Origin of the sequence: Trueperella bernardiae (genome assembly GCF_030246965.1) — a bacterium.
Classification (GTDB): Bacteria; Actinomycetota; Actinomycetes; order Actinomycetales; family Actinomycetaceae; genus Trueperella; species Trueperella bernardiae.
On record NZ_CP127099.1, the window covers coordinates 1,796,773 to 1,817,541 of the forward strand.

Genomic DNA, 20,769 nt, shown 5'->3' on the forward strand with positions numbered 1-20,769 from the left:
CTCTTGGAGAGGTTACGCGTTTTCGCGCATCCCTTTCATTCTATCGTTTTGCGGGCCCCTATTTGTGGGACTCCTCGCGTGGGAGCTGTTCCCATCGCACGCCCAGGTCGGTACTGGCGATGAGATTCGCGAACGCGTCCTCGACTGCGGCCGAGATCCCGTCCGCCACGTCTTCCCCGGCGGAGACCAGATCCAGCCCCACGGCTCCCGCGTGCTCGCATTCGACGACGCCGCCCTTCACGGCCCATCCTCCACGGCCCGGCATCCCGCCATCCTGGGGAAGCCCGGCGAGCCACTCCTCGGCAGCAGCCCTCGCGTTCGTCTCCGCCCCGTCGGTCAACACCAGTCGCAGCACGGCCGGCGTGCCGTCATTGTGCGGGGGTTCTTCCCACAGCCAGCCGTAGTCAACCACGTACCGCCGCGGATCCTCCTTCTTATCCCACGCGATCGGCAGCTTGCGCGCGCCTTCCACCCGGCCTTCCCGCTCCTTCGCCCAGGGGATGGCGATTTCCTCCATGAGGTCCGCCACCGGGCACGCCGACTCGTCGCGCTCCCGTAGGTGCCGCGCCGTTTCCGCGATCCCCTCCGCCGACAGGTTCTGGCTCAACTTCGCCTTCCCGATCACCTCGGCGACCTCCAGCTCCACGCCCACCATCGCCGCGAACGCCGCGTGCACGAGTTCATAGGACGTGTGCTGCCCCACCCGCCATTCACGCTCGAAGTGCTCCACCAGCGCGGTGAGATGAGCTTGCTTCCACGCCGTGTCGTCGTGAATCGAGAGCGAGCCCCTGAGGTGGACCGTGACGTAGTTGAGCGTGGGCACGGTGGGCAGCTTAGCGCCGGGGCGCTCGGCCGGGAGGTCCAGGCCCGACACGTGTGCGCTCGGCCCCTGGACGATCAGCATCGCCTCCCCCGCGTCCCGCCACTGCGGGTTGACCCGGTTCAGGTGGAACTGGGCCACCACCTTGCTCCCGCACTCCACAATATTGAACGGCAGATACGTGGCGTTGAGGCCCCCGGCCCCAACGGACACGAGCTGCCCCACGCCGATGCTCCCGGCAAACCCGAGGGCGGCGGCGCGATCCATGGCATGTTGCTGTGCGACGTACATGCCCCCACTCTACAATCTCCCTCCGACAAATTTTCCCGACGCCGTCCGGCCCGGGCACAACGCCAGGCAGGGCGCCCCGGCCGCACCCTCATGAACCTGGAACTGATCCGCCACGGCTACCCGGCCATCACGATCGCCCTCGTCGCCGACCTCATCGGCCAGGAGGGAGTCCTCATCGCTGAGCTCCTCACCCGATCTTGCCCCGGTACGTAGAGCCGGACAAACAAAAGTCCGGCAACCACGAATGGTTGCCGGGCTAGCCGAGCCGCCTGAGAGAATCGAACTCTCGACCTTCTCATTACGAGTGAGACGCTCTGCCGACTGAGCTAAGGCGGCCTGCAGTTCAATTTATCGAACTGCTCCCCCGTTTACCAAATAGCCGGACGTGATCTATGCCGCCTATTCGGCCGGGCAGGTCAGCCCGTCCTCGGGGGCCTCGCCCGTGAGCAGATACTGATCGAGCGGCTGGGAGATGCACTCGCCCGCACGGCTGTAAGCCGTGTGCCCCTCGCCTTCCCAGGTCACGAACCGTGAATTTTCCAGGTTGTCGGCGAACGCCTTGCCCCACTCGTACGGGGTGGCCGGGTCGCCCGTCGTTCCAACGACCACGATCGGGTCCGACCCCGCCGCCACGAACGGCCCCAGCGACCCGTCCTCGCCGCCCGGCATGATCTGGCAGGCGTACTCGGAATAGCCCATCGCGGCGCCGAACACCGGGGAGATCTCCTTCAGCTCATCCGACATCCTGTCCCAGTCGGCCTCCGTGCCCTCCACGTGCGTGTCAGCGCAACTGATCGCGAAGTTCGCCTCGAACATGTTGTTGACGAACTTATCGCCCTCGCGGCCCATGTACTGGTCGAACAGGAGGGCGAAGATCGAGCCGTCGTCGTCGTGAATGAGGCTGTCAAAACCCGCGTCGAGCGCGAACCACAGCGAGTCGTCGTAGAGCGGGGTGATGATGCCGTAGAAAAAGCCCGTCTCGCCCAGCACCCGGCCCGAGCCGGCGGACACGGGCTTTTCCTTGATCTGGTCGGTCAGCTCGGCCAGCTTCGCCCAGCCCTCATCCACCGTGGCACCTAGCGCACACTTGCCGCCCTCCACACAGTGCTGCAGGTAGGCGTCAAACGCCTCGGTGAAGCCCACCACCTGGGCCTTCGCCTGGTCGAAGCTGGAGATCGAATCGTCCACCGCGCCGTCGAGGATCATGCGCCCCACGTTGCCCGGGAACAGCTCCGCATACATGCCGCCCAGGCTGGTGCCATACGAGAAACCCACGTAGTACAGCTTCGGATCGCCCACCACCTGGCGCAACACGTCCAAGTCTTTCGCGGCAGAGCGCGTGCCCACGAACTCCAACAAGTCCCCCGACTTATCCTTACACCCGGCCACGAGCTTCTCCGTGTCCACCTTGGCCTGCGCCTTGCCCTCGGGGGTGTCCGGGTAGGAGGTGTCGAGGTAGGCGGCCAGGTCGGCGTCGTCGAGGCAGTCAACCGGCGTCGACTCCCCCACCCCACGCGGGTCCGCACCCACGATGTCGAAGTTGGCCAGGATTTGGTCCGAGAAATAGAGATTCGCCTGGTCGACCATGTCCAGAGCCGACCCGCCCGGCCCACCCGGGTTGACGAACAGCGTGCCGATCGGATCACCCGTGGCCAGCATCTTCTTCATCGAGATCGTGATGGTCTTCCCGCCCGGGTTGTCGTAGTCGAGCGGCACGGTCGCCTCGGCGCACTCAAACCCGCTACCGCAGGCGCTCCACTCCACTTCCTGGTCGTAGAACTCCTCCAGGCCGGCCGGCGCCGCCGGCATCTCCGCCTGGATCGCCACCGCACCCGCAACGTTCGTGGGCTCCGGCGCAGGCGACGTTGACGGGCCAGCATTCTGACCACCGGACGAGCACGCCACGAGCAGGCTCGCCGCGGCACACAAGGACATCATCTGAAGCTTCTTCACACAGCCAATCTATCGCATGGCTCGCACCGCAGTCTTCGCCAACGGGCGCATTCGGGGGTTGCGGCCCCGCAAGCCCCGTTGTGGAAAACTTCTCGACGACGACGCCCGGCCCGCCCCACGCCGCTCGCCCGCGCCTACTGCCGCATCGCCGACAGCGCCGCCTCCATGAGCAGCTGCGGGGCCACGTTGGAGCGCAGGCGCTCGCGGGCCTCGCTCAGCGTGTCTATGCGGTACAGCGCCTCGGACGGGCCGATCCCCGCCGAGACCTTCTGGATCGCCTGCGCATAGTCGCCGTTAATGAGCGACACCTGGGCGCCCAGCTGCACGGCCACCACGTCACGGTAGAAGGAGATCATGTAGGTCAGCTCGCGGTCAATCATGTCGTGGAGCGTGCGCGTGGCGCGGCGCTTAGAATCGACGCTGGTCGCCTTCACCTGGCTCCGCACCGCCGCCGGCACCCGCGCTCCGGCCTCCAGGCCCAGTGCGGCGAGACGCTCAGCCTCCTCACGCTCCTCGGACTCCTTGTCCCGCTTCGTGTTGCTGACACCCATGAGTTCCGGGTCCACCAGCATCCACGCGGCCACGGCCGCATCCCCCACCCCGTGGATCGACGCCAGCGCGTCTAGGGTCTTCTTTCGCAGCCCCGCGGCCTCCGGGTCCGTGGCCAGCGCCTTCGCAACCCCAATGTGCGACTGCGCGGCCTGCGCCGCCACGAGCGCCGCCTCCGGCTCAACGCCCTCGCGCTCCACGAGCAGGCGCGCCACCTCGTCCACCGCCGGCGTCACCAGGTTGACGTTCCGACACCGGGAGCGGATCGTGGGCAGAACGTCGGCCACCGCCGCCGTACACAACAGCCAGACCGTGCGCGGGCCGGGCTCCTCAATCGCCTTGAGCAGGACGTTCGTGGTGCGCTCGACCATCCGGTCCGCGTCCTCAATGATGAACACCTTCCATGATCCACTCCCCGGCGCCTGATAAGAGCTAGCCACGTAGGCGCGCACCTCGTCGGCCTTGATTGTCACCAGGTCAGTCGACAACGAGCTCACATCCGGGTGCTGGCCCGCCATCACGGCCTTGCACTGGGAGCACTCCCCGCACCCCGGGGTAGGGCCCGTGCACTGGAGGGCGGCCGCGAACGCGCGAGCCGCGAGTGAGCGGCCCGACCCCGGCGGGCCCGTCATCAGCCAGGCGTGGCTCATCGCCGAGTTCCCCCGCGCCGAGCCAAATCCCGCACCCGCGATCTTCCGCGCCGCCTTAACGGCGCGCGTCAGGTCCGCCACCGCCTCCTGCTGTCCGACCAGCTCATCAAAGACGCTCACGCGCGCTCGCCTCCCGGCCCGCCAACGACGCCGTCCGCGCCCTCGTCGCCGCGCATGCCCCCAGCGCCGTCCGCCGTGGCTCCCGGCCTCTGCCGGCGTTCCTCGAACATCCCCACCACGACCTCGCGAATCTCCTCCGCCAAATCTTCCACCGGCCGACGGGCGTCTAACGTGTAAAACCTCTGCGGCTCGCGGGCGGCGAGCAGGCGGTACTGGGCGCGGACGGCGTCGTGAAACTCCTGGCCCGCGCGCTCGAGCCGGTCCAGTCCGGGGGACTCGCCGGCACCCGAGCCCTCACCCGCCGTTCCTCCAGCGCGCGCCGCGGCGCGCCGCGCGGCGTCCTCAGCGGGCAGGTCGAGCAGGAACGTCACATCGGGCAGCAACCCGCCCACAGCCCACAGCGACAGCTCACGCACCTCCTCAGTGCCCAGCTCCCGCGCCGCGCCCTGGTAGGCCACCGACGAATCCAAGTAGCGGTCGGTCACCACCACCGCCCCGCGCTCCAGCGCCGGGCGCACCTTCGACTGCACGTGATGCGAGCGGTCCGCCGCATACAGCAGCGCCTCCGCTCGCGGGCCCATGTCCTCCCCGTGCAACAGCAACTCACGGATCGCGTTGCCCATCTTCGTGCCGCCGGGCTCGCGCGTGACGACGACGTCGCGCCCCGTCTCCTCCAGCCAGGCTGCGAGCACGCGTACCTGCGTGGACTTACCGCTGCCGTCCCCGCCCTCGAAGGAAATGAACAGGCCCATCGCTTCCTACTTCCCGTCGACTACTTCCCGCCGCCATCATGAGCCGCGCCCAGCGCGGCCGCCAGCCGCCTACTTCTTCTTCGCTGCCGTCTTCTTCGCCGGTGCCTTCTTAGCCCCTGACTTGCTCACCGTCCGCCGCGTCTTATTGCGCGCCTTCGGCCCGCCCTGCTCGGCAATCTTCAGCCGGCGCTGAACCAGCAGCTCCTGGGCGCGCTCCGGGGTGATCTGGTTGATATCCTCCGAACGCGGCAGGGAGGCGTTGGTCTCCCCGTCGGTCACATACGGGCCGAAGCGCCCGTCCCTGAGCAGGATCTTTCCGCCCGACACCGGGTCAGTCCCCAGCTCTGCCAGCGGCGGGCGCGCCTGGCGCTGCCCGCGCACCTTCGGCTTGGAGAAGATCTCCTCCGCCTCCTCCAGCGTGATGGAGAAGATCTGGTCCTCGCTCTCCAACGACCGCGAGTCCGACCCGCGCTTCATGTACGGGCCGTACCGCCCGTTCGTGGCCACGATCATCTCCCCGTTCGACTCGCCCACCTCACGCGGCAAGGACAGCAGACGCAGCGCGTCGTCAATCGTCACCGTGTCCGGGCTCATCGAGGCGAACAGCGAGGCTGTCTTCGGCTTGGGCTTGACCTTCGATACCTTGCCCGTGGGCGTGTAGGCCACCGCGTCCTCCGGCAACACCTCCGACACGTAGGGCCCAAAGCGCCCGTCCTTGACCACGATCGAGTAGCCGGTGTCCGGATCCTTGCCCAGCTCCCGGTCCTCCTGCATCGCGGAGTCCAGCAGCTCCTTGGCCTTCTCGATCGTCAGCTCATCCGGCGTGACCTCCGGCGGGATGTTGGCCCGCCGCGTCACCGCGCCGTCCACGGTCTCCTCCAGGTAGGGCCCGTAGCGCCCCACGCGCACCGCCACCTGCTCCGACAAGTCGATCGTGTTGACCGCCCGGGCGTCAATATCGCCTAGCCCGTCCACCTGCCCGTGCAGACCGCCGCCAGCGCCACCACCAGCCGCGCCCTCGCCCGCGCCGCCCGTACCAAAGTAGAAGCCGCCTAGGTAGTCCACGCGGCTCTTGTGGCCCGCGGCGATGTCGTCCAGGTCGGATTCCATCTCCGCCGTGAAGTCGTAATCAATGAGCTCAGGCAGGTTGTCCTCCAGCAGGCGCACCACCGAGAACGCCGTCCACGTGGGCACCAACGCGCTGCCCTTCTTGTCCACGTACCCGCGGTCGATCACTGTGGAGATCGTGGAAGCGTACGTGGACGGGCGCCCGATTCCGCGTTCCTCCAGCGTTCGCACCAGCGAGGCCTCCGTGTAGCGCGGGGGTGGGGTGGTCTCATGGCCCTCGGCCGTGGCCTGCAGATTCGCCACCTCTTCGCCCTCGGCCAGGTCCGGCAGCCGCGCCTCCGACTCCTTGTCCTCATAGCGCTTCTTGTCCCGGCCCTCCTCGTACGCCGCGAGGAATCCGCGGAAGGTGATGATCGTTCCCGACGCCGCCAGCGTGGCTTCCTGCACGCCCCCGGCCTGCACGTCCACCACCAACCGCACCGACGCGGTGGAGCCCGTGGCATCCGCCATCTGGGAGGCGACCGTGCGCTTCCAGATCAGCTCGTACAGCTGAAACTCCCGCCCGCGCAGCTCGTTCGCCACCTGCTGGGGCGTGCGGAACGAATCGCCCGCCGGTCGGATCGCCTCATGCGCCTCCTGGGCGCCTTTCGCCTTCGACGTATAAAGCCGCGGCTTTTCCGGCAGGTAGTCCGCGCCGTACAGTTCCTGCACCTGGCGCCGCGCCGCCGAGATCGCCTCGGTGGACAGGTTGGTCGAATCCGTTCGCATGTAGGTGATAAAGCCGTTTTCGTACAGCGCCTGGGCCACCCGCATCGTGTCACGCGCCGAAAGGTGCAACTTGCGCGAGGCCTCCTGTTGCAGAGTGGAAGTGGTAAATGGCGCCGCCGGCCGCCTGCGGTACGGCTTCGTCTCCACCGAGGCCACGTACGCCGACGCCGCCTCGATCGCCTTCGCCACCTGCTCCGCCTGCTCGGCCGACAGCGTGGCCACGCCCGCCTTTTCCGACTTGGCGGTCAGCCGCCCGTCGTCGCCAAAATCCTTGCCCGACGCGATCCGCACGCCGTCCACCGCATACAGCTTCGACTCGAACGGCTGGCCTTCTTTGTCATGGCTGACCGTCACGTCCCAGTACGAGGCCGGCACGAACTTCATACGCTCCCGCTCGCGCTCCACCACCAGACGGGTGGTCACCGACTGCACGCGCCCCGCTGACAACCCCGGCGCCACCTTGCGCCACAGCAACGGCGACACCTCATACCCCACCAGCCGGTCAAGGATGCGGCGCGTTTCCTGGGCATCCACCAGCTGTGTGTCGATATCACGGGTGTTATCCAGCGCGCGGGTGATCGCTTCCTTCGTGATCTCGTGGAAGACCATGCGCTTGACCGGCACCTTCGGCTTCAGCACCTCGAGCAGGTGCCACGCGATCGCCTCACCCTCGCGGTCCTCATCGGTTGCGAGGTAGAGCGTGTCGGCATCCTTGAGCGCTTTCTTCAGCTCGGCGACCTTCTTTTTCTTGTCCGCATTCACCACGTAATAGGGCTCAAAATCGTGCTCCACGTCCACGGCAAACTTGCCGAAACTGCCTTTCTTCATCTCGGCTGGCAGCTCCGATGGGCGCGGGAGGTCACGAATATGCCCAATGGACGCCTCGACCACGAAATCGGAACCCACATAGTTCCCGATCGTGCGCGCCTTGGCAGGAGACTCGACGATGACAAGCTTCGTCATTGATTCCTCTTTCTATTCGCCCCGCGGCGAGATTGAACGTGAACGCCGGCTAAAGCGCCACCGGCTCGACGAAAGTCAGCATACCCAACTGTTTGAGCTGAACAACTTTCGATATCAACTTTTCCACCAGTGTATCCGGCGCCTCCGACAATATTTCCGCCAGCGCGGACACGATCTGCGCCGTGGTCAGCTCCCCGTGCGCCACTGGCGCCAACCTCGCCAAGTCCTCCTGCCGCAGCCCGGCCCAGATCCGCTCCATGTACTTGTGCAGGTTCGGCAGGACCATTCCGTGTAGCTCTTGCGCGATCACGACGCCGTCGCCCAGCCCACGGCCAGATATCCCATGCCGATGTGGGTCACCTTGCGCGCGCCGAAGTCCGCCAGCCACGCGCGGTACGAGAGGGCAGAGTCAGGGTGGCGTGGGTGAGCGCGCCGTCACGCAGCCACATCTCGATGTAGGACGTGACGGGCAACAGCTCGCGCATGACGAGGTCAACGTCCAGCCCAGCGTCCCGATAGTCAAGCTTGCCCACGCCCTCCCGCGCGGCGGCCGGCGTGATAACGAACGGCGGGTTACCGGGTGTTTGTTGATGGCACCTTGGTTCGACACCTGATGTCCGGCGATGCGGAATTGGACGGGGGCGAACCTATTGTTGACAAGTCTCGTTTTGCGTTCGTGGAGGATGGTCAGGACGAATCATTGGCCGAGGTGGGTGGGGACCTGGTCATTCAAGAACTTCAGCGTCCCGTTGGGGCCGTAGGCCGGGACGACGATGCGTTCACCGTGCGCGCACGGCACTTTGCCTACACCCACCCCGCCCCTGACGGTGTCAGAAATGGGCCGAACAGCGCCCAGGCAGCAAACGCCTGGACCGACGATCTGCCGAAGAAGACTTCGTTCTTCGGCAGATCATTCGGAAAGAAGTAACCCCACCTCGCCCGTCTAGGCCTTTTTGTGCTCGACGAGTTTACGCTGTTCGAGGCGGAGGGTGATGTCGGCTGCTCGTGCCAGCTGCTTCGAGTGCGTGACCACGATGACGCATTTGCCCTGCTGGTGGGCTGCGTCCCGCAGAATCTCGATGACGCCTTCGGCGGTTTCCTCATCGAGGTTGCCGGTGGGCTCATCAGCCAGGATGACAGGAGCTGAGGAAACCAGGGCCCGTCCGATCGCCACTCGCTGCTGCTGACCACCGGACAGGGCCAGCACGTTGCGCTTTGCAGCGGCCGCGTCGATGCCCAACCGCGTGAGGTCGTCAATGCTGGCTTTGCGGTTGACCAGGCGCAGGTTCTCCAAGGGTGTCAGATAGTCGATGAGGTTGTAGTTCTGGAACACCAGCGCAATCTGGTCCTTGCGGTGACGGGTGTACCCGGTTTCGGCAATGTCGTCGCCGCCAAACCGGACAGTCCCCTGAGTGGGTGTATCCAGCCCAGCCAGCAGGTTCAACATGGTTGTTTTGCCCGCACCGGACGAGCCCACGATTGCGTAGAACGTTCCTTCTTCGAAGTCGTAGCTGACGTTGCTGAGCACCCGCTTGGCGCGGCTGGCATAGCTGAAGTTGACGTGATCAAGCTGCATGATGGCCATGATGTTTCCTAACTGAGTTTTGCAAGAATTCGTTTGGGGCGCTGCATGACGAGCGGCAGGACTCCCACGGACACTCCGAAGAGCACGATGACGGCGCCCAGCACCAACGCTAGGACAACATCACCGGCTCCGGTGCTTAGCTGAATCGACGACAGCGCCTCCCCGCCTACCTGCGCGAAGACGGCCTGTCCCAGCCGGGTGGAAAGAGCTGTGCCGACCACCGCGGCGATGACTGCGGCCGCACCGGCGAAAATGCCGGCTTCGATCGCAAACTGCGACAGCACATTGGCTTTGCTTTTGCCCAAGGACAGAAGGACGCCGATTTCGTAAGTACGGCCGCGCGCCCAGAAGGTGCTCACCAGTGCCAGCACACACGCACCGGCCACCCCCAGACCCAACAGCAGGATTCCCAGCAGTCGGTCCACCCCGGAAATCGCCTGGAGTACGGGTGCGAACTGTGCGGAATTGTCCTCCAGTGTCAGCTCGGGCGCTATGCGCCCAGCAGCCGCGAGCGTCTCCGGCAGCTGCTGTGCGTTCTGCGTGAAATAGCGGCCCGTGGTCAGGGGCGCGCCCAGCTTCTGCGCAGATGAAAGGTCCACGAAAATGTGGTTCTCAGATGCCCCGGATGGCAGACCCGTGGGGTTGTCGGTTTTGCCTTCGAGGATGCCGGCAACCGTGACCGTGACCTTCGCACCATCGCGGGTAAGCGTGAGCTTGTCGCCCACACCGAGTTTGTTCTGATCAGCGAACGCGCGGTGGATAATGGCCCGCGGCTCCCCAGCGCTGGACTTCGAATCTTCCTGCGAGCCCACGTGCTCCCCTTCGACAAGCCGGTACAGCTTGCCCTGAAAAGCCGGGCTGAGCGAAGAATCACTGGTTCCGGTCACACTGACATCACCGGCGAATTTCGGGTCCAGCTGAATTCCACTGGTACCCAGTACCGGCTGCGCGCCTTCGGGCCGAGCCAAGGTTTCAGCTTCGAGACTGTGCCGCGCCACCTGGGGCAGGGCTGCCAGGCGCTCGGCCAGGTCACGATCAAGACCCGTGAAATCTCCCGAGGTGGAGCCCACCACAGGTGCCTCACCTGGGGTGGTCTCCACCTGGTCACCTTCCCGAGGTGCCGGGTCACCTTCCGAACCGGACTCCACCTCGCCAACGGTCTCCCCTGCCGACACGGTTGCCGTAAATCCGGCACCGACGTTGGTGTTGATGGCGTTTTTGACCTCGGCCATGGTGGAGCGCACACCGGATTGGGCGACGAGCGCGGTGCACACCACGGCCATGATGAGGATCATGGTCAGGGTGCGGCCGGGTTTGCGAGTAACGCAGCGGATTGCGCGTGACCAGGGGCTGGTCATTTGGTGTCCGCCAGGATCGCACGGGGGCTCTTACGTAGCATGGGCACAGCTGTGATGGCAACGACCACGGCGATGACGACCGCGCAGATGATAACGGCTTGAACAACCGAAGCAGAGGTCAGTCCCACTGTCAGGTTTTCCAGTGTTTGGGCTGACGCGGAAGATTCCATGTCAGCACCGAACTGTCCGGCCTGCGCCATGTCCTGTGCTGCCGACTTGTTCACACTGGCCAGGGTGGTGTCGCCCATCCATTGGGCGAATCGGCCGGCGGCGAAGTAAGCGGCAATGAACGCCGGTACGGCGATCATGATCATTTCGGTGAAGTATTGTGCGGCGATGCTGGTTTTGGTCACGCCGATGGACAGCAGCGTGCCGGTTTCCCTGTTGCGTTCGCGCAGCCATAGGAACAGGACGAGAGCCACGATTGCAGCAGCAAAAATGGTGGCGGCAACGGTGGTGCTGCGCATGATGCTCTTGATGCCGTCAACAGCGCCGGTGATGCCCGAAAGGTACTGGGCTGCTGGGGAGATCTGATAGTTCTGCCAGTCGACGTCCTGCTGCTTGGCAGCTTGCGCGACCTTGTCGAGGTCGGCGTCTTTACTGATGAAGAAGTTCGCGTCCTGATAGATCTCAGTTTCTGGCGTGAACTCGTACAGCGCGCGCGTGGTATCAAGGTCAGTGAAGACGGTGTTGGCGAAAAGCTCATTGCGCGTTGCCGGCGGGCGGGGGTTGTCGCCGGATACGAGGCCCACGATTTCGGTTGTGACTTCTTCTGTGGACTGGCGTTCGTTGTCGACGTCGTACTTGTTGCCCTTCAGCGTAAGTTTGCTGCCCACGCTGAGGTTGTTGGCTTTGGCGAGATCCTCGTGGATGATGGCCTTGTTCTTGTCGTCGGGTGTCAGGTGGCGGCCCTGGGTGAGTTTCAGCGTGCCGCTGCGGAAGTTGTTGGCGATTTCGCTGTTGTTGACACCCCACACGTTGACGGCATTGCCGAACTGTTCTTCACGCTTTTTGTCATAGTCGGCGTGGTCGAGTTTCTGCACTTCCGCCCCCACGAGGTCAGCGGTCACGTTCTGGCGGGCCACGTACGATTCCACACCGTCCAGCCCCGCGAGTTTGTCGATGTCAGCAGCTTTGACGGTGCCGGCGCCTCGTGGTGTTCCGGGGTTATGTTGGGGGTTGTTCTCCAGGACGAAACCGCGGCCAGTCTTTGCTTCGATTTCATTGGACACGTGGTCTGCTGAGCGGGTGACCGCACTGGCGGACATAACCACGGTGGCCATGATGGCCAGAACAGCAAAGATGATGAGTGTTTTTACTGGCTTGCGTACACAGTAGCGCCAAGCTCTCCCTACGAACTTCAAAACATCCCTTCCAAAATGACAGTGGCAAGCGCCCACGACCGGGTTGTGGTGCGTTGCCGAAAATATTCTGGACGGATACATTACCGGAGCCTCTAGGCTTGCCCGCTGGTTGTTGACGGTTCAGTTGTGCAGTTCACGCTGTGATGCCCATCTCAGCGCGCAGTTCGTATTCGAGCGGGCTTTAACTAAAGAGGACATCGTCTTCCGCGGCCGGTGGCGGATTAGGAGCTGCGGGCGCGGCTCGCAGGGCGCGAGCCGGGCCTCGGGCGTCGTGAAGCGGATCCCCCCACGGGCGGAGGCGCGACCACGGTGCGTGCTGAGTTTGTTGAGGAGAAGGGCGGATCCCCCCCCCACGGGCGGAGGCGCGACCCTTGCCCGATGCCACACGCGAGTTTATTGTTAATCAATAACATCGATTAACGATAAGGAGTTGTCATGACCCGTTGGGAGAAGATCCTCCTCTGGGGCGCCGTGGCCATCATCTGGCTCGGCACGTGCCTGCTCGGTGCCGGCCTGCTCGACACCCTCGTCGCCCTGACCGTGGGCTCGCACCTGGGCGGCGCGCCCGCCAGCGCGTGCGACCTGCCCTACTTCTGCATGAACGGCGAATCAAGCGTGCCCATGAGCTGGGTTTCGTCCGCCACGATTGGGTGGACCGTGGCCTACGACGCCGTCGTCCTCCTCACGCTCGCCACCGCGCTTGTGCTCGGCACGGGGGTCATCCGCCGGATCAGCAAGGCCCAGGCCTTCGCGCGCGCCACGCTAAGCCGGATGGGCCTGGTGGCGGGGCTGCTCGTAGCCGGGGGCGTGATCGCCTACGTCCTGGGCGAGGCCTCCACGACCCGCATCTCCGAGGACTCCAGCGCCTTCCAACTCGCCACGAGCGGGGACGGCGCGACCATCGCCGCGGGGCCCGACACGCTCGGCCTCGCGCTCGTGTTCGCCGGCATCCTCGCCCTCGCGTTCTGGGCAGCATTCCGCCAGGGCTCAAGGATGCAGGAGGAGCTCGACTATGTCGTCTGAAAAGGATCACCGGATCGTCTGCACGCTCGATGCCGTGCTCGCCGCCCGCGGCATAACCCTCACCGAGCTCTCCGAACGCACCGGCCTGACCATGGCCAACCTCTCCATCCTTAAAACCGGCAAGGCGCGCGCCGTCCGCTTCACCACCCTCACCGCGATCTGCGAGGCGCTCGGCTGCCAGCCCGGCGACCTCTTCGCCATCGACTGAGGTGCCCTTTTCGGAGGGGCCCGCGGCGCGGCTGACGCCGGGCGGCGGGGCAGGCGTGCGCAAGGTGCGCACCGCGCGAGCCGCGCCCTTTCGGGAAGCCGCGCCTCGACCGTCGTGCGGGCGGGTCTGAATTTGTCGGAGCGGGGTGGCACACTGGCACCATGCTCCTCGATGTTGCCCGATCCTACGGCGCCGACCAGCTCACCGGCCACGTCGTCGTCCCGCCCCGCGCGCCTCGCTACGGCACGTGGGGTGAATGGGTTGCGCCGCAGGTGCGCGCCGCGCTTGCCCAGATCGGGGTGGAGCGGCCGTGGATCCACCAGGCCCAGGCTGCCGACTCCGCTCACAGCGGCCGCCACGTCGTGGTGGCAACGGGCACGGGGTCAGGCAAGTCGCTGGCCGCGTGGGTGCCCGTGCTGTCGGCGATCGCGGAAGGGCGCGCCACAACGTCGCTGGCCTCGGCGCGTTCCCGCCCCACCGCGCTCTACCTCGCGCCCACGAAGGCGCTCGGTGCCGACCAGGAGCAGGCGCTTTCGCGGCTCGCCGCCCTCGTGGACCGGCGGATCGGCGTGGCGAGCGTGGACGGCGACGCCGACGGCCCCACCCGCGCCTGGGCCCGTACCAGCGCCGACGTGGTCATCACCAACCCCGACTTCGCCCACTTCGGCCTGCTCGGCCGGCAGGAGATGTGGCAGCGGCTCTGGCGCGGCCTGGCCTACGTCGTGATTGACGAATTCCATTCCTATCGCGGCTCCTTCGCCTCCAACGTGGCGCTGGTGGTGCGCCGGCTGCTGCGCGTGGCACGGCATTACGGCGCCGATCCCACGGTCGTGTTCCTCTCCGCCACCGCCTATGAGCCGGCCGTGTCCGCCCAGCGCTTCCTCGGGGAGGCCTTCGGGCAGGTCGTCGCTGTGGTCGACGACGGCTCACCCGCTGGCCAGCGCGACATCCTCACCCTCGCCTGCCGCGAGGTCGAGGACGCCCAGCCCGCCGCGATTGACGACGAGGGCAACATCGACGTCCGCCGCCGCTCCGCCAACACCGAGGCCGGCGAGCTCACCGCCACCCTCGTGGCCGCCGGCGCCCGGGTGCTCACCTTCGTGCGCTCCCGGCCGGGAACGGAGCGGGTGGCCGAGGTGTCGCGGGAGGTCCTCCACGAGCGGGCCTCCCACCTCGAGGGCACCGTGGCGGCCTACCGCGGCGGCTACCTACCCGAGGAACGCCGCGAACTGGAACGCCAGCTCCGCACGGGCGACCTGCGCGGGCTCGCCACCACCTCCGCGCTCGAGCTCGGGATTGACATCGCGGGCCTGGACGCCGTCGTCGTGACGGGGTGGCCCGGAACGCAGGCCTCCTTCCAGCAGCAGATCGGCCGGGCGGGCCGTGCCGGTGAGAACGGGCTGGCGGTCCTCATCGGGCGGGACAACCCGCTCGACCAGTACATCCTCAGCCACCCCGCGATCCTCGAGGCGAGCCCGGAGATGAGCGTCTTCGATCCCACCAACCCGTGGATCCTGCCCGGGCACCTGTGTGCGGCGGCCACCGAGGTCCCGCTCACGGAGGCGGACATGATGATCTTCTCCCTGCCCTCCACCGAGGTCTTCGAAGACCTCGAGCGCGCCGACCTACTTCGGCGCCGCCCGCGCGGCTGGTTCTGGAACCCGGCCTTGCACGTAAGCCCGCACGACATGGTTGACATCCGCGGCGGTGGCACCACCGTGTCGATCATCGACGCCGAATCGGGCGCCCTGCTTGGCACCGTGGACCAGGCGCGCGCCGACATCACCGTCCACCCCGGCGCAATCTATCTCCACCAGGGCGTGGCGTACATGGTGGAGAGCCTGGCCGACGACGTCGCGCTCGTCCACCGCCACCGCGAGGAGGAGATCCGCACCTTCGCCCGTGAGGAGACCTCCGTGGAGATCCTCTCCACCGACGCCGAGGTGCGCCTCCCCCACGGCACGTGGTGCCGCGGGCGGGTGGTGGTGCAGTCGCGGGTGGTGGGCTACGACGTGCGGCGGGTAGCCGACGGCCTGTACCTTGGCACCCACCCGCTGACCATGCCCATGCGGTCGTTGGAGACCACCGGAGTGTGGCTGACGATCGACGTCGAGGCGCTCACGTCGGCCAGGATCCGCACGGCCGACGTGCCCGGCACCTTGCACGCCGCCGAGCACACGATGATCGCATTGCTCCCACTGTTCGCCACGTGCAGCCGTTGGGACATCGGCGGCCTGTCCACCGCCCCCCACCCACAGACCGGCAAGCCCACCATCATCGTCCACGACGCAATGGCCGGCGGGGCCGGCTGCTCCGACCGCGGGTTCGACGCCGAGGCGGATTGGCTGCGCGCCACGCTCGACACCCTCGAATCCTGCGACTGCGCCCACGGCTGTCCGCGGTGCGTGCAGTCACCCAAGTGCGGGAACAACAACGAACCGCTCGATAAGCACGGGGCCACCGCCCTGCTGCGCTACCTGCTCGCCTCCTGGCCCAGCCCTACGGGCCGCGAGCCGGGCCCGCCACAGCGCTAGCCTCGTGGGCGCGGGTGATCCAGGCGAAGCGGGACTCGCGGCGGACCGTGACCCGCACGTTCCTCCCTTCTACCTCGCAGGTGATTGAGTAGCCGAGCACCAGCTCGCGGGCCCGCGCGCACGCGCCCTCCTGCGAGCTCGTATCCCGGTAGGTGATCGCGGCCGCGATGGCCGACAGGTCGGCGACGTTCTGTGCCTCCATGCGCTCGCCCGCCGCCGCGACCAACTGGAATAGGAGGGTGGCCAACGCCGCGAGCGCCACGATGATGCCCGCCGCGAGAGTCGTTGCGGAGCCCCGCTCCGCCCGGGCCCTAGCCATGGCTCCTCGGTTCGATGACGGCCCGGTGAGTGCCGCTGAAGTCGAGGTCAAACCAGGAGTAGAGGCCGCCGCCACGGCGGGTGACCGTCACCGTCACGACCTCCCCTTCCACGCCGAGCCGCACGTCCGCTCCCGTTGCCTTGGCCTGCTCAGCCAGGGTGGTGTGCCCGTGAAGGGAATACTCCCGGGCAATCTCCTTAGCCTCGTTGCCCACCTCCACCTGCTTCCAGCCCATCACCAGCATGGAGATGAGGGCCAGCGCCACGAGGATCACGGCCGGCGTGACGATGGCGAATTCCGCGGTGACCATCCCGCCCTCGGCCCGCACCCAGCCGACTGGCATGTCGCCCGCCGCACGCGTTGCCTCAGCCTGCCCAGCTGGCCCACCTCCCGGAGCACGCCCTGACCCAGCCCGCCGCTCGCTTCCGTTCACCTCGTTCCCTCCTTTCCCTATGACCGGGTTCGGCGGGTGGGGTTCGCCCCACCCGCCGAACGGCTAGGCGTACTTGAAAATGAGCCTGAAGATCGCCGCGATGCCCTCGCGGAACCAGTCCTGCTGGACCAGCCAGATCAAGATCCCCGCGATGGACGTGGTCGCTACCGTACCGACCGCGTACTCCGCCGACACCATGCCCGACTCAGCCTGCGGAGTCAGAAACTTCTTTGCCTTCATTGTTTTTCCTCTCTCGTGTTGTATGCCCCCGTGTGGGGCCGTCACGGTGTGTGACATCTCCAGTCTCATCAATCGCAAAATCTGGAAACGCCGATAATCCCCAAAAGTGAATAGCCCTCCCGGGAGCTTCGCTGTGGATAGTTCGCCCCCGCCCCGTCGCCGGGCCCCGTCAAAGCCAGCTACCCGGCACACCCGACACAACTCGTGAAAATAAGACTCACCAACGCCCCATACACACCGCCAGCCGGCATACTCACGACTTCTGACGGGTCAGCCGGGTATACGGCCGGCTAAAGCCCGAACAGGCGCCCCGCCGCGCCCGCCACCACCGGAACGACGCCCAGCAGGATGAACGCGGGCAGGAAGCACAACCCGAGCGGCATCACTAGCCGCGCGCCCAGCCGGGCCGCGGCCTCCTTCGCATTACGCTGGCGCTGCAGGCGCAGGCTCTGAGCACTGCGCTGAATGAGTGGCACGGGCGCGGCTCCGTCGGTCCAGGCGGCGCGGAGGGCGTCGCGGAGTCGGTCGCGGTGTAGGTCCTCCCAGGCTTCCTCCCAGGTGGCCCCCATGAGCAGCAGGTTCGCGGTCTGCGTGCGCGCGGCCCCGCCGATCGCCGCGTCGAGCGCCTTGAGCGTCCCCGGGATCGACAACCCCGACCCCAGCGCCGCCGCCGCCAGATCCAGCACGACGGCCATGTCCACCGGCTCGTCCGCCCTCTTGCCGAGCACCCCGGCCCTGCCCACGACGCGGGCCACCCGCTCGCGCACCCGCGCCAGCCCCGAGCCCGCGGCCCCAGCCCCGCTCGAGCCAGCGCCTCCTCCCGACACCCTCCACGGCATCCACACCACCGCGAGCACCGCCGCAACCACCATTAGCCCCAGCACCTATTCCTCCTCTACCCGCGCCCGCGCCACCATCCGCGCAGTCCACATCAGCCCCGCCACCTCAAAGCTCAGCCCTGCTACGAGTGCGAGGCGCCCGAGCGTCGTCGTGAATAGGAAGCCCAGCGGGTCCGCGCCCATGACGTACCCCAACGCAATCCCGATCGCCGGCAGCCCCGCGAGCATGCGGGCGGACGTGCGCGGGCCGGCCAGCGCCACCTCGCGCGCGTTCTTCGCCTCCCCCGACTCGGTGATCCCTGCCGCGCACGCCTCCAACACGTCGGCCATCGGCGCGCCCGTGCGGAAACTCATCACGCACACGGCGTACGTGGCGGGCAGGGTGTGTAGCGCCACGTCGGTCACGCCCACTTTACGCCGCTCCCACCAGCCCATGCGCTCGAGCCCGCGCAGCGCGAGGGGGACGCCGTCGTCGCCGAGAACGGGGTCGTCCACTTCGAGCCCTGCGTGTTGCAACGTCTGCGCCCACGCCCGCTCCGGGCTCGACCCCGACCGCAGCCGCGTCGCCACCTCCGTCACGATCGCGCCCATGTCCATCACCGGCCGGGGCTGTTTTTCCGGGCGACGCCGCCCGCGCAACTTTCGCTCCACGCTCCGGCGCGGCACGGTGACGAAGGCGACCACCAGGAGCACGCCGAACCAGATCACCGCCCGACCCCCGCCCCCGGCTCCAACCCAAGCCTTTGGGCCAGGGCCGCCCACCCGTCGTCGTGCGTGACGCATCCGCCGGGCCGGTCCACCCGCATCGCGACCGGCGCGAACAGCTCCCCACCTCGGCGCGCGAACACGGAGATTTCGGACACGAAGCGGCGCCCGCCAAGCCGGCGGACGTGGATGGCGGCGTCGAGCGCGGAGGCGGCCTGCGCGGCGACCGTGACCTCGTTCATACCGGCCAGCGTGCCGAGCGCCACGAGCCGAGCGGGGATGTCCGCGGTCGAGTTGGCGTGGATCGTGGCCCACCCGCCCTCGTGGCCGGTGTTGAGCGCACCGAGCACGTCGCGCACCTCGGCGCCACGGCATTCGCCGAGCACGATCCGGTCGGGGCGCATGCGCATCGCGGCGCGCACGAGGTCGCTCATCGTCACCTCGCCCGCGCCCTGCACGTTAGCTTTGCGCACCTGCAGGTGCACGACGTGCGGGTGGTCGGGCCGCAATTCCGCCGACTCCTCAATCACCAAAATCCGCTGCTCGGCTCCGATCAGCGACAGCATGGCGTTGAGGAACGTCGTCTTGCCCGCGCCCGTGGCCCCCGAGATCAGCACGTTCGCCCGCCGCTCCACCAGCGCGCGCACCACCCGCCCCACCTCGGCCTCCACCGAGCCGCCCGCCTCCAGCTCGTCCAGGGTGAGCACGCGGGCGCGGTGCGTGCGCAGGGAAATGAGCGTGCCCTCGGCCGACAGCGGCGGAATCACCGCGTGCAATCGCACGCCGGAGGGGAACGTGCCGTCCACGATCGGGCTCGCGTCGTCCAGGCGTTGCCCGCAGGACGCCGCCAGCCTCACCGCCAACGCCCGCGTCGCCTCCTCGCCCTCCAGCTCGGCCGCCACCTTTTCCATGCCCTGCCCGCGGTCGGCCCACACTTCCACCCCGTTCACGACAACGTCCGTCACCTCCGCGTCCTCCAGCAGCGGGGCGATGATGGGCCCGGCCCCGATGAGTTCGCGGCGCACCTGCGCGTCCAGGGCCGCGACGTCGGCCGTGAAGATCGCGCCGGGAACCGCTGCAAGCGCCCCGCGCAGGTTCTCCCCCGCCGCGAGCCGCCGCCGAATCCCCGCCAGCTGGGCCGGATCGAGGTTCATGCCGTCACCTCCAGCACGTGCTCCCACAGGGCGCGCAGGTCCCGTTCGGCGCCGGAGCGTTTGCGGTCGCCGGGGGTGACGCCGTGGTCGAGATCGCCGCGGGTGCCGCGCAAGGTCCGCACGGAAAACATCGCCGGCACGCCGATTGCACCGGCCAGGTGGGCGGCCTCCATCTTTGATCCCACCGTGTTGCCCACCGCCACCATCTGCCGCCCGATCTGGTCTCGGCGGGCGCGAGCGTGAGCCAGGGCGACGGCGTCGGGCCTCGTCACCAGCAGCACCACGTCGCACCAATCGAGTAGCCCGTGCCACTCACTGCCCGCCATCCCGGCCGCGACCGGCAGGTCGAGCACCGTCCACGCATGCGTTTGCGCGAGCGCGCTGATGACGCGGGTCGCGGCTGCGGCATCGGGAACCCCGCCCCGGTCGTCGGCGGAGACCACGCGTACATCCTGCCAGCGCGGCAGCACCCGGTTAAGGCGCCCGGCCAGGATCGCGCCGTCTCCGGCCAGGTCCGCCCAGCGCTTGCCAGGTTCGGCATCGATCGCGAGCAGGTGGTCAATCCCCACCGACGCCGGATTCACGTCAACAAGCGCGCAGTCGTCCTCCACCGCAATCAGCCGCGCCAGCCAGGCCGCAATCGTCGACGCCCCGGCCCCACCATGCGCGCCCACGACCCCGATCACCCGCCCCCGCATCGTCAACCCCACGGCGGCCATGAGCTCGAGCACATCCGCGGACTCGTGCGGATCCAGGCGCACCCGGCCGCGCGGGAAGTAGGGCGCGAACATCTCGTGGAAGTGGGCCTCGACCTGGCCGGGGGCGTCGGCGTCGTCGAACATGAGCACCGCGGGGGCGCGCAGGCGCGCAAAATCAATCCCCACGAGGTCCGCGAGCCGCGCCAGCTCGTCGCCCACGGTCCGATCCGTGCCGGTGTACACCACTGAATGCATGTTCTCCATGCCGGCAGTCTTGCGAATCCGGCGCGGGTGCGGCGCCCCGGCGGCGCAACTGTGGATAGTTTTGCGTTTTCCACACAGGCACGCCGACAAGTTCTGGCTTATCGCCGCTCT

At 67.3% G+C, this 20,769-nt stretch carries 22 protein-coding genes and 1 tRNA gene; 5 read left to right on the forward strand and 18 right to left on the reverse strand.

What is annotated here, in order from left to right:
- Positions 1-58: 58 nt before the first annotated feature.
- Complete coding sequence (locus QPC17_RS08235) at positions 59-1,111, reverse strand: FMN-binding negative transcriptional regulator (RefSeq protein ID WP_285347219.1); 1,053 nt, start codon at positions 1,109-1,111, stop codon at positions 59-61.
- Between the two features lie 90 nt (positions 1,112-1,201).
- On the opposite strand from QPC17_RS08235, the gene QPC17_RS08240 reads away from it, so the two are divergent.
- Entirely contained in the window at positions 1,202-1,324 is a 123-nt protein-coding gene (locus QPC17_RS08240; RefSeq protein ID WP_256359245.1) for a hypothetical protein, read from the forward strand.
- A 50-nt stretch (positions 1,325-1,374) separates the two neighbouring features.
- Here QPC17_RS08240 and QPC17_RS08245 read toward each other — a convergent pair.
- The 7 genes from QPC17_RS08245 to QPC17_RS08275 form a co-directional block, all read right to left on the reverse strand.
- A tRNA-Thr gene (locus QPC17_RS08245) sits at positions 1,375-1,447 on the reverse strand.
- Positions 1,448-1,510: 63 nt separating this feature from the next.
- Positions 1,511-3,064 (reverse strand): alpha/beta hydrolase, encoded by a 1,554-nt coding sequence (locus QPC17_RS08250; protein WP_148132186.1) that lies wholly within the window; start codon positions 3,062-3,064, stop codon positions 1,511-1,513.
- Between the two features lie 134 nt (positions 3,065-3,198).
- Positions 3,199-4,383, reverse strand: coding sequence for a DNA polymerase III subunit delta' (locus QPC17_RS08255; RefSeq protein WP_062613066.1), 1,185 nt, complete (start codon positions 4,381-4,383; stop codon positions 3,199-3,201).
- Positions 4,380-5,135 carry a dTMP kinase gene (gene tmk / locus QPC17_RS08260; protein ID WP_070808041.1) on the reverse strand — a complete coding sequence of 252 codons (756 nt, stop codon included), beginning with the start codon at positions 5,133-5,135 and terminating at the stop codon, positions 4,380-4,382. The genes QPC17_RS08255 and tmk overlap by 4 nt, the downstream gene beginning before the upstream one ends.
- A gap of 69 nt (positions 5,136-5,204) precedes the next feature.
- Positions 5,205-7,934 (reverse strand): type I DNA topoisomerase, encoded by a 2,730-nt coding sequence (gene topA / locus QPC17_RS08265; RefSeq protein WP_285347220.1) that lies wholly within the window; start codon positions 7,932-7,934, stop codon positions 5,205-5,207.
- Positions 7,935-7,983: 49 nt separating this feature from the next.
- A complete protein-coding gene (locus QPC17_RS08270) occupies positions 7,984-8,244 on the reverse strand; it encodes a hypothetical protein (RefSeq protein WP_068539062.1) in 261 nt (86 codons plus the stop codon).
- Between the two features lie 46 nt (positions 8,245-8,290).
- Positions 8,291-8,467 carry a hypothetical protein gene (locus tag QPC17_RS08275; protein WP_168160569.1) on the reverse strand — a complete coding sequence of 59 codons (177 nt, stop codon included), beginning with the start codon at positions 8,465-8,467 and terminating at the stop codon, positions 8,291-8,293.
- A 47-nt stretch (positions 8,468-8,514) separates the two neighbouring features.
- On the opposite strand from QPC17_RS08275, the gene QPC17_RS08280 reads away from it, so the two are divergent.
- Entirely contained in the window at positions 8,515-8,862 is a 348-nt protein-coding gene (locus tag QPC17_RS08280) for a hypothetical protein (protein WP_068539061.1), read from the forward strand.
- Positions 8,863-8,877: 15 nt separating this feature from the next.
- Here the strand turns inward: QPC17_RS08280 and QPC17_RS08285 are convergent, their stop codons facing one another.
- The 3 genes from QPC17_RS08285 to QPC17_RS08295 are packed head-to-tail and all read right to left on the reverse strand — an operon-like array spanning position 8,878 to position 12,241.
- Positions 8,878-9,519: an ABC transporter ATP-binding protein gene (locus QPC17_RS08285; RefSeq protein ID WP_062613056.1), complete on the reverse strand. Its 642-nt coding sequence runs from the start codon at positions 9,517-9,519 to the stop codon at positions 8,878-8,880.
- Positions 9,520-9,527: 8 nt separating this feature from the next.
- Positions 9,528-10,814 (reverse strand): FtsX-like permease family protein, encoded by a 1,287-nt coding sequence (locus QPC17_RS08290; protein ID WP_201783142.1) that lies wholly within the window; start codon positions 10,812-10,814, stop codon positions 9,528-9,530.
- A gap of 59 nt (positions 10,815-10,873) precedes the next feature.
- A complete protein-coding gene (locus QPC17_RS08295) occupies positions 10,874-12,241 on the reverse strand; it encodes an ABC transporter permease (protein ID WP_068539060.1) in 1,368 nt (455 codons plus the stop codon).
- 435 nt (positions 12,242-12,676) lie between these two features.
- Here QPC17_RS08295 and QPC17_RS08300 point away from each other — a divergent pair, with 435 nt between their 5' ends.
- From QPC17_RS08300 to QPC17_RS08310, 3 genes are all read left to right on the forward strand, one after another.
- A complete protein-coding gene (locus QPC17_RS08300) occupies positions 12,677-13,264 on the forward strand; it encodes a DUF2975 domain-containing protein (protein ID WP_101923722.1) in 588 nt (195 codons plus the stop codon).
- Positions 13,254-13,472 carry a helix-turn-helix domain-containing protein gene (locus QPC17_RS08305; protein ID WP_101923721.1) on the forward strand — a complete coding sequence of 73 codons (219 nt, stop codon included), beginning with the start codon at positions 13,254-13,256 and terminating at the stop codon, positions 13,470-13,472. Before QPC17_RS08300 ends, QPC17_RS08305 begins: the two co-directional genes overlap by 11 nt.
- Positions 13,473-13,633: 161 nt before the next feature.
- A complete protein-coding gene (locus QPC17_RS08310; RefSeq protein ID WP_285347221.1) occupies positions 13,634-16,006 on the forward strand; it encodes a DEAD/DEAH box helicase in 2,373 nt (790 codons plus the stop codon).
- Here the strand turns inward: QPC17_RS08310 and QPC17_RS08315 are convergent.
- The 7 genes from QPC17_RS08315 to QPC17_RS08345 all read right to left on the reverse strand — a co-directional run bounded on the left by QPC17_RS08315 (position 15,972) and on the right by QPC17_RS08345 (position 20,658).
- Positions 15,972-16,325 (reverse strand): Rv3654c family TadE-like protein, encoded by a 354-nt coding sequence (locus QPC17_RS08315; RefSeq protein ID WP_062613045.1) that lies wholly within the window; start codon positions 16,323-16,325, stop codon positions 15,972-15,974. The two genes, QPC17_RS08310 and QPC17_RS08315, sit on opposite strands and share 35 nt — an antisense overlap.
- The gene (locus QPC17_RS08320) at positions 16,318-16,758 is read right to left on the reverse strand and encodes a TadE/TadG family type IV pilus assembly protein (protein WP_145989868.1); all 441 of its coding nucleotides are present in this window, start codon (positions 16,756-16,758) and stop codon (positions 16,318-16,320) included. Before QPC17_RS08320 ends, QPC17_RS08315 begins: the two co-directional genes overlap by 8 nt.
- Before the next feature lie 63 nt (positions 16,759-16,821).
- On the reverse strand, positions 16,822-16,998 hold the full coding sequence (locus QPC17_RS08325; protein WP_068539055.1) for a DUF4244 domain-containing protein: 177 nt from the start codon (positions 16,996-16,998) through the stop codon (positions 16,822-16,824).
- Between the two features lie 290 nt (positions 16,999-17,288).
- The gene (locus QPC17_RS08330) at positions 17,289-17,882 is read right to left on the reverse strand and encodes a type II secretion system F family protein (RefSeq protein ID WP_251769513.1); all 594 of its coding nucleotides are present in this window, start codon (positions 17,880-17,882) and stop codon (positions 17,289-17,291) included.
- Positions 17,883-18,545 carry a type II secretion system F family protein gene (locus QPC17_RS08335; protein WP_068539053.1) on the reverse strand — a complete coding sequence of 221 codons (663 nt, stop codon included), beginning with the start codon at positions 18,543-18,545 and terminating at the stop codon, positions 17,883-17,885. It lies immediately after the preceding gene.
- The gene (locus tag QPC17_RS08340; RefSeq protein ID WP_062613037.1) at positions 18,542-19,696 is read right to left on the reverse strand and encodes a TadA family conjugal transfer-associated ATPase; all 1,155 of its coding nucleotides are present in this window, start codon (positions 19,694-19,696) and stop codon (positions 18,542-18,544) included. Before QPC17_RS08340 ends, QPC17_RS08335 begins: the two co-directional genes overlap by 4 nt.
- Entirely contained in the window at positions 19,693-20,658 is a 966-nt protein-coding gene (locus QPC17_RS08345; protein ID WP_101923719.1) for a cellulose synthase operon protein YhjQ/BcsQ, read from the reverse strand. The genes QPC17_RS08340 and QPC17_RS08345 overlap by 4 nt, the downstream gene beginning before the upstream one ends.
- Positions 20,659-20,769 lie beyond the last annotated feature (111 nt).

Coding starts and splice junctions, on each gene's coding strand:
- QPC17_RS08290 (WP_201783142.1), bottom strand. CDS start 10,814: ATGATCCTCATCATGGCCGTGGTGTGCACCGCGCTCGTCGCCCAATCC.
- tmk (WP_070808041.1), bottom strand. CDS start 5,135: ATGGGCCTGTTCATTTCCTTCGAGGGCGGGGACGGCAGCGGTAAGTCC.
- topA (WP_285347220.1), bottom strand. CDS start 7,934: ATGACGAAGCTTGTCATCGTCGAGTCTCCTGCCAAGGCGCGCACGATC.
- QPC17_RS08325 (WP_068539055.1), bottom strand. CDS start 16,998: ATGAAGGCAAAGAAGTTTCTGACTCCGCAGGCTGAGTCGGGCATGGTG.
- QPC17_RS08300 (WP_101923722.1), top strand. CDS start 12,677: ATGACCCGTTGGGAGAAGATCCTCCTCTGGGGCGCCGTGGCCATCATC.
- QPC17_RS08240 (WP_256359245.1), top strand. CDS start 1,202: ATGAACCTGGAACTGATCCGCCACGGCTACCCGGCCATCACGATCGCC.
- QPC17_RS08345 (WP_101923719.1), bottom strand. CDS start 20,658: ATGGAGAACATGCATTCAGTGGTGTACACCGGCACGGATCGGACCGTG.
- QPC17_RS08285 (WP_062613056.1), bottom strand. CDS start 9,519: ATGGCCATCATGCAGCTTGATCACGTCAACTTCAGCTATGCCAGCCGC.
- QPC17_RS08310 (WP_285347221.1), top strand. CDS start 13,634: ATGCTCCTCGATGTTGCCCGATCCTACGGCGCCGACCAGCTCACCGGC.
- QPC17_RS08315 (WP_062613045.1), bottom strand. CDS start 16,325: ATGGCTAGGGCCCGGGCGGAGCGGGGCTCCGCAACGACTCTCGCGGCG.
- QPC17_RS08235 (WP_285347219.1), bottom strand. CDS start 1,111: ATGTACGTCGCACAGCAACATGCCATGGATCGCGCCGCCGCCCTCGGG.
- QPC17_RS08305 (WP_101923721.1), top strand. CDS start 13,254: ATGTCGTCTGAAAAGGATCACCGGATCGTCTGCACGCTCGATGCCGTG.
- QPC17_RS08340 (WP_062613037.1), bottom strand. CDS start 19,696: ATGAACCTCGATCCGGCCCAGCTGGCGGGGATTCGGCGGCGGCTCGCG.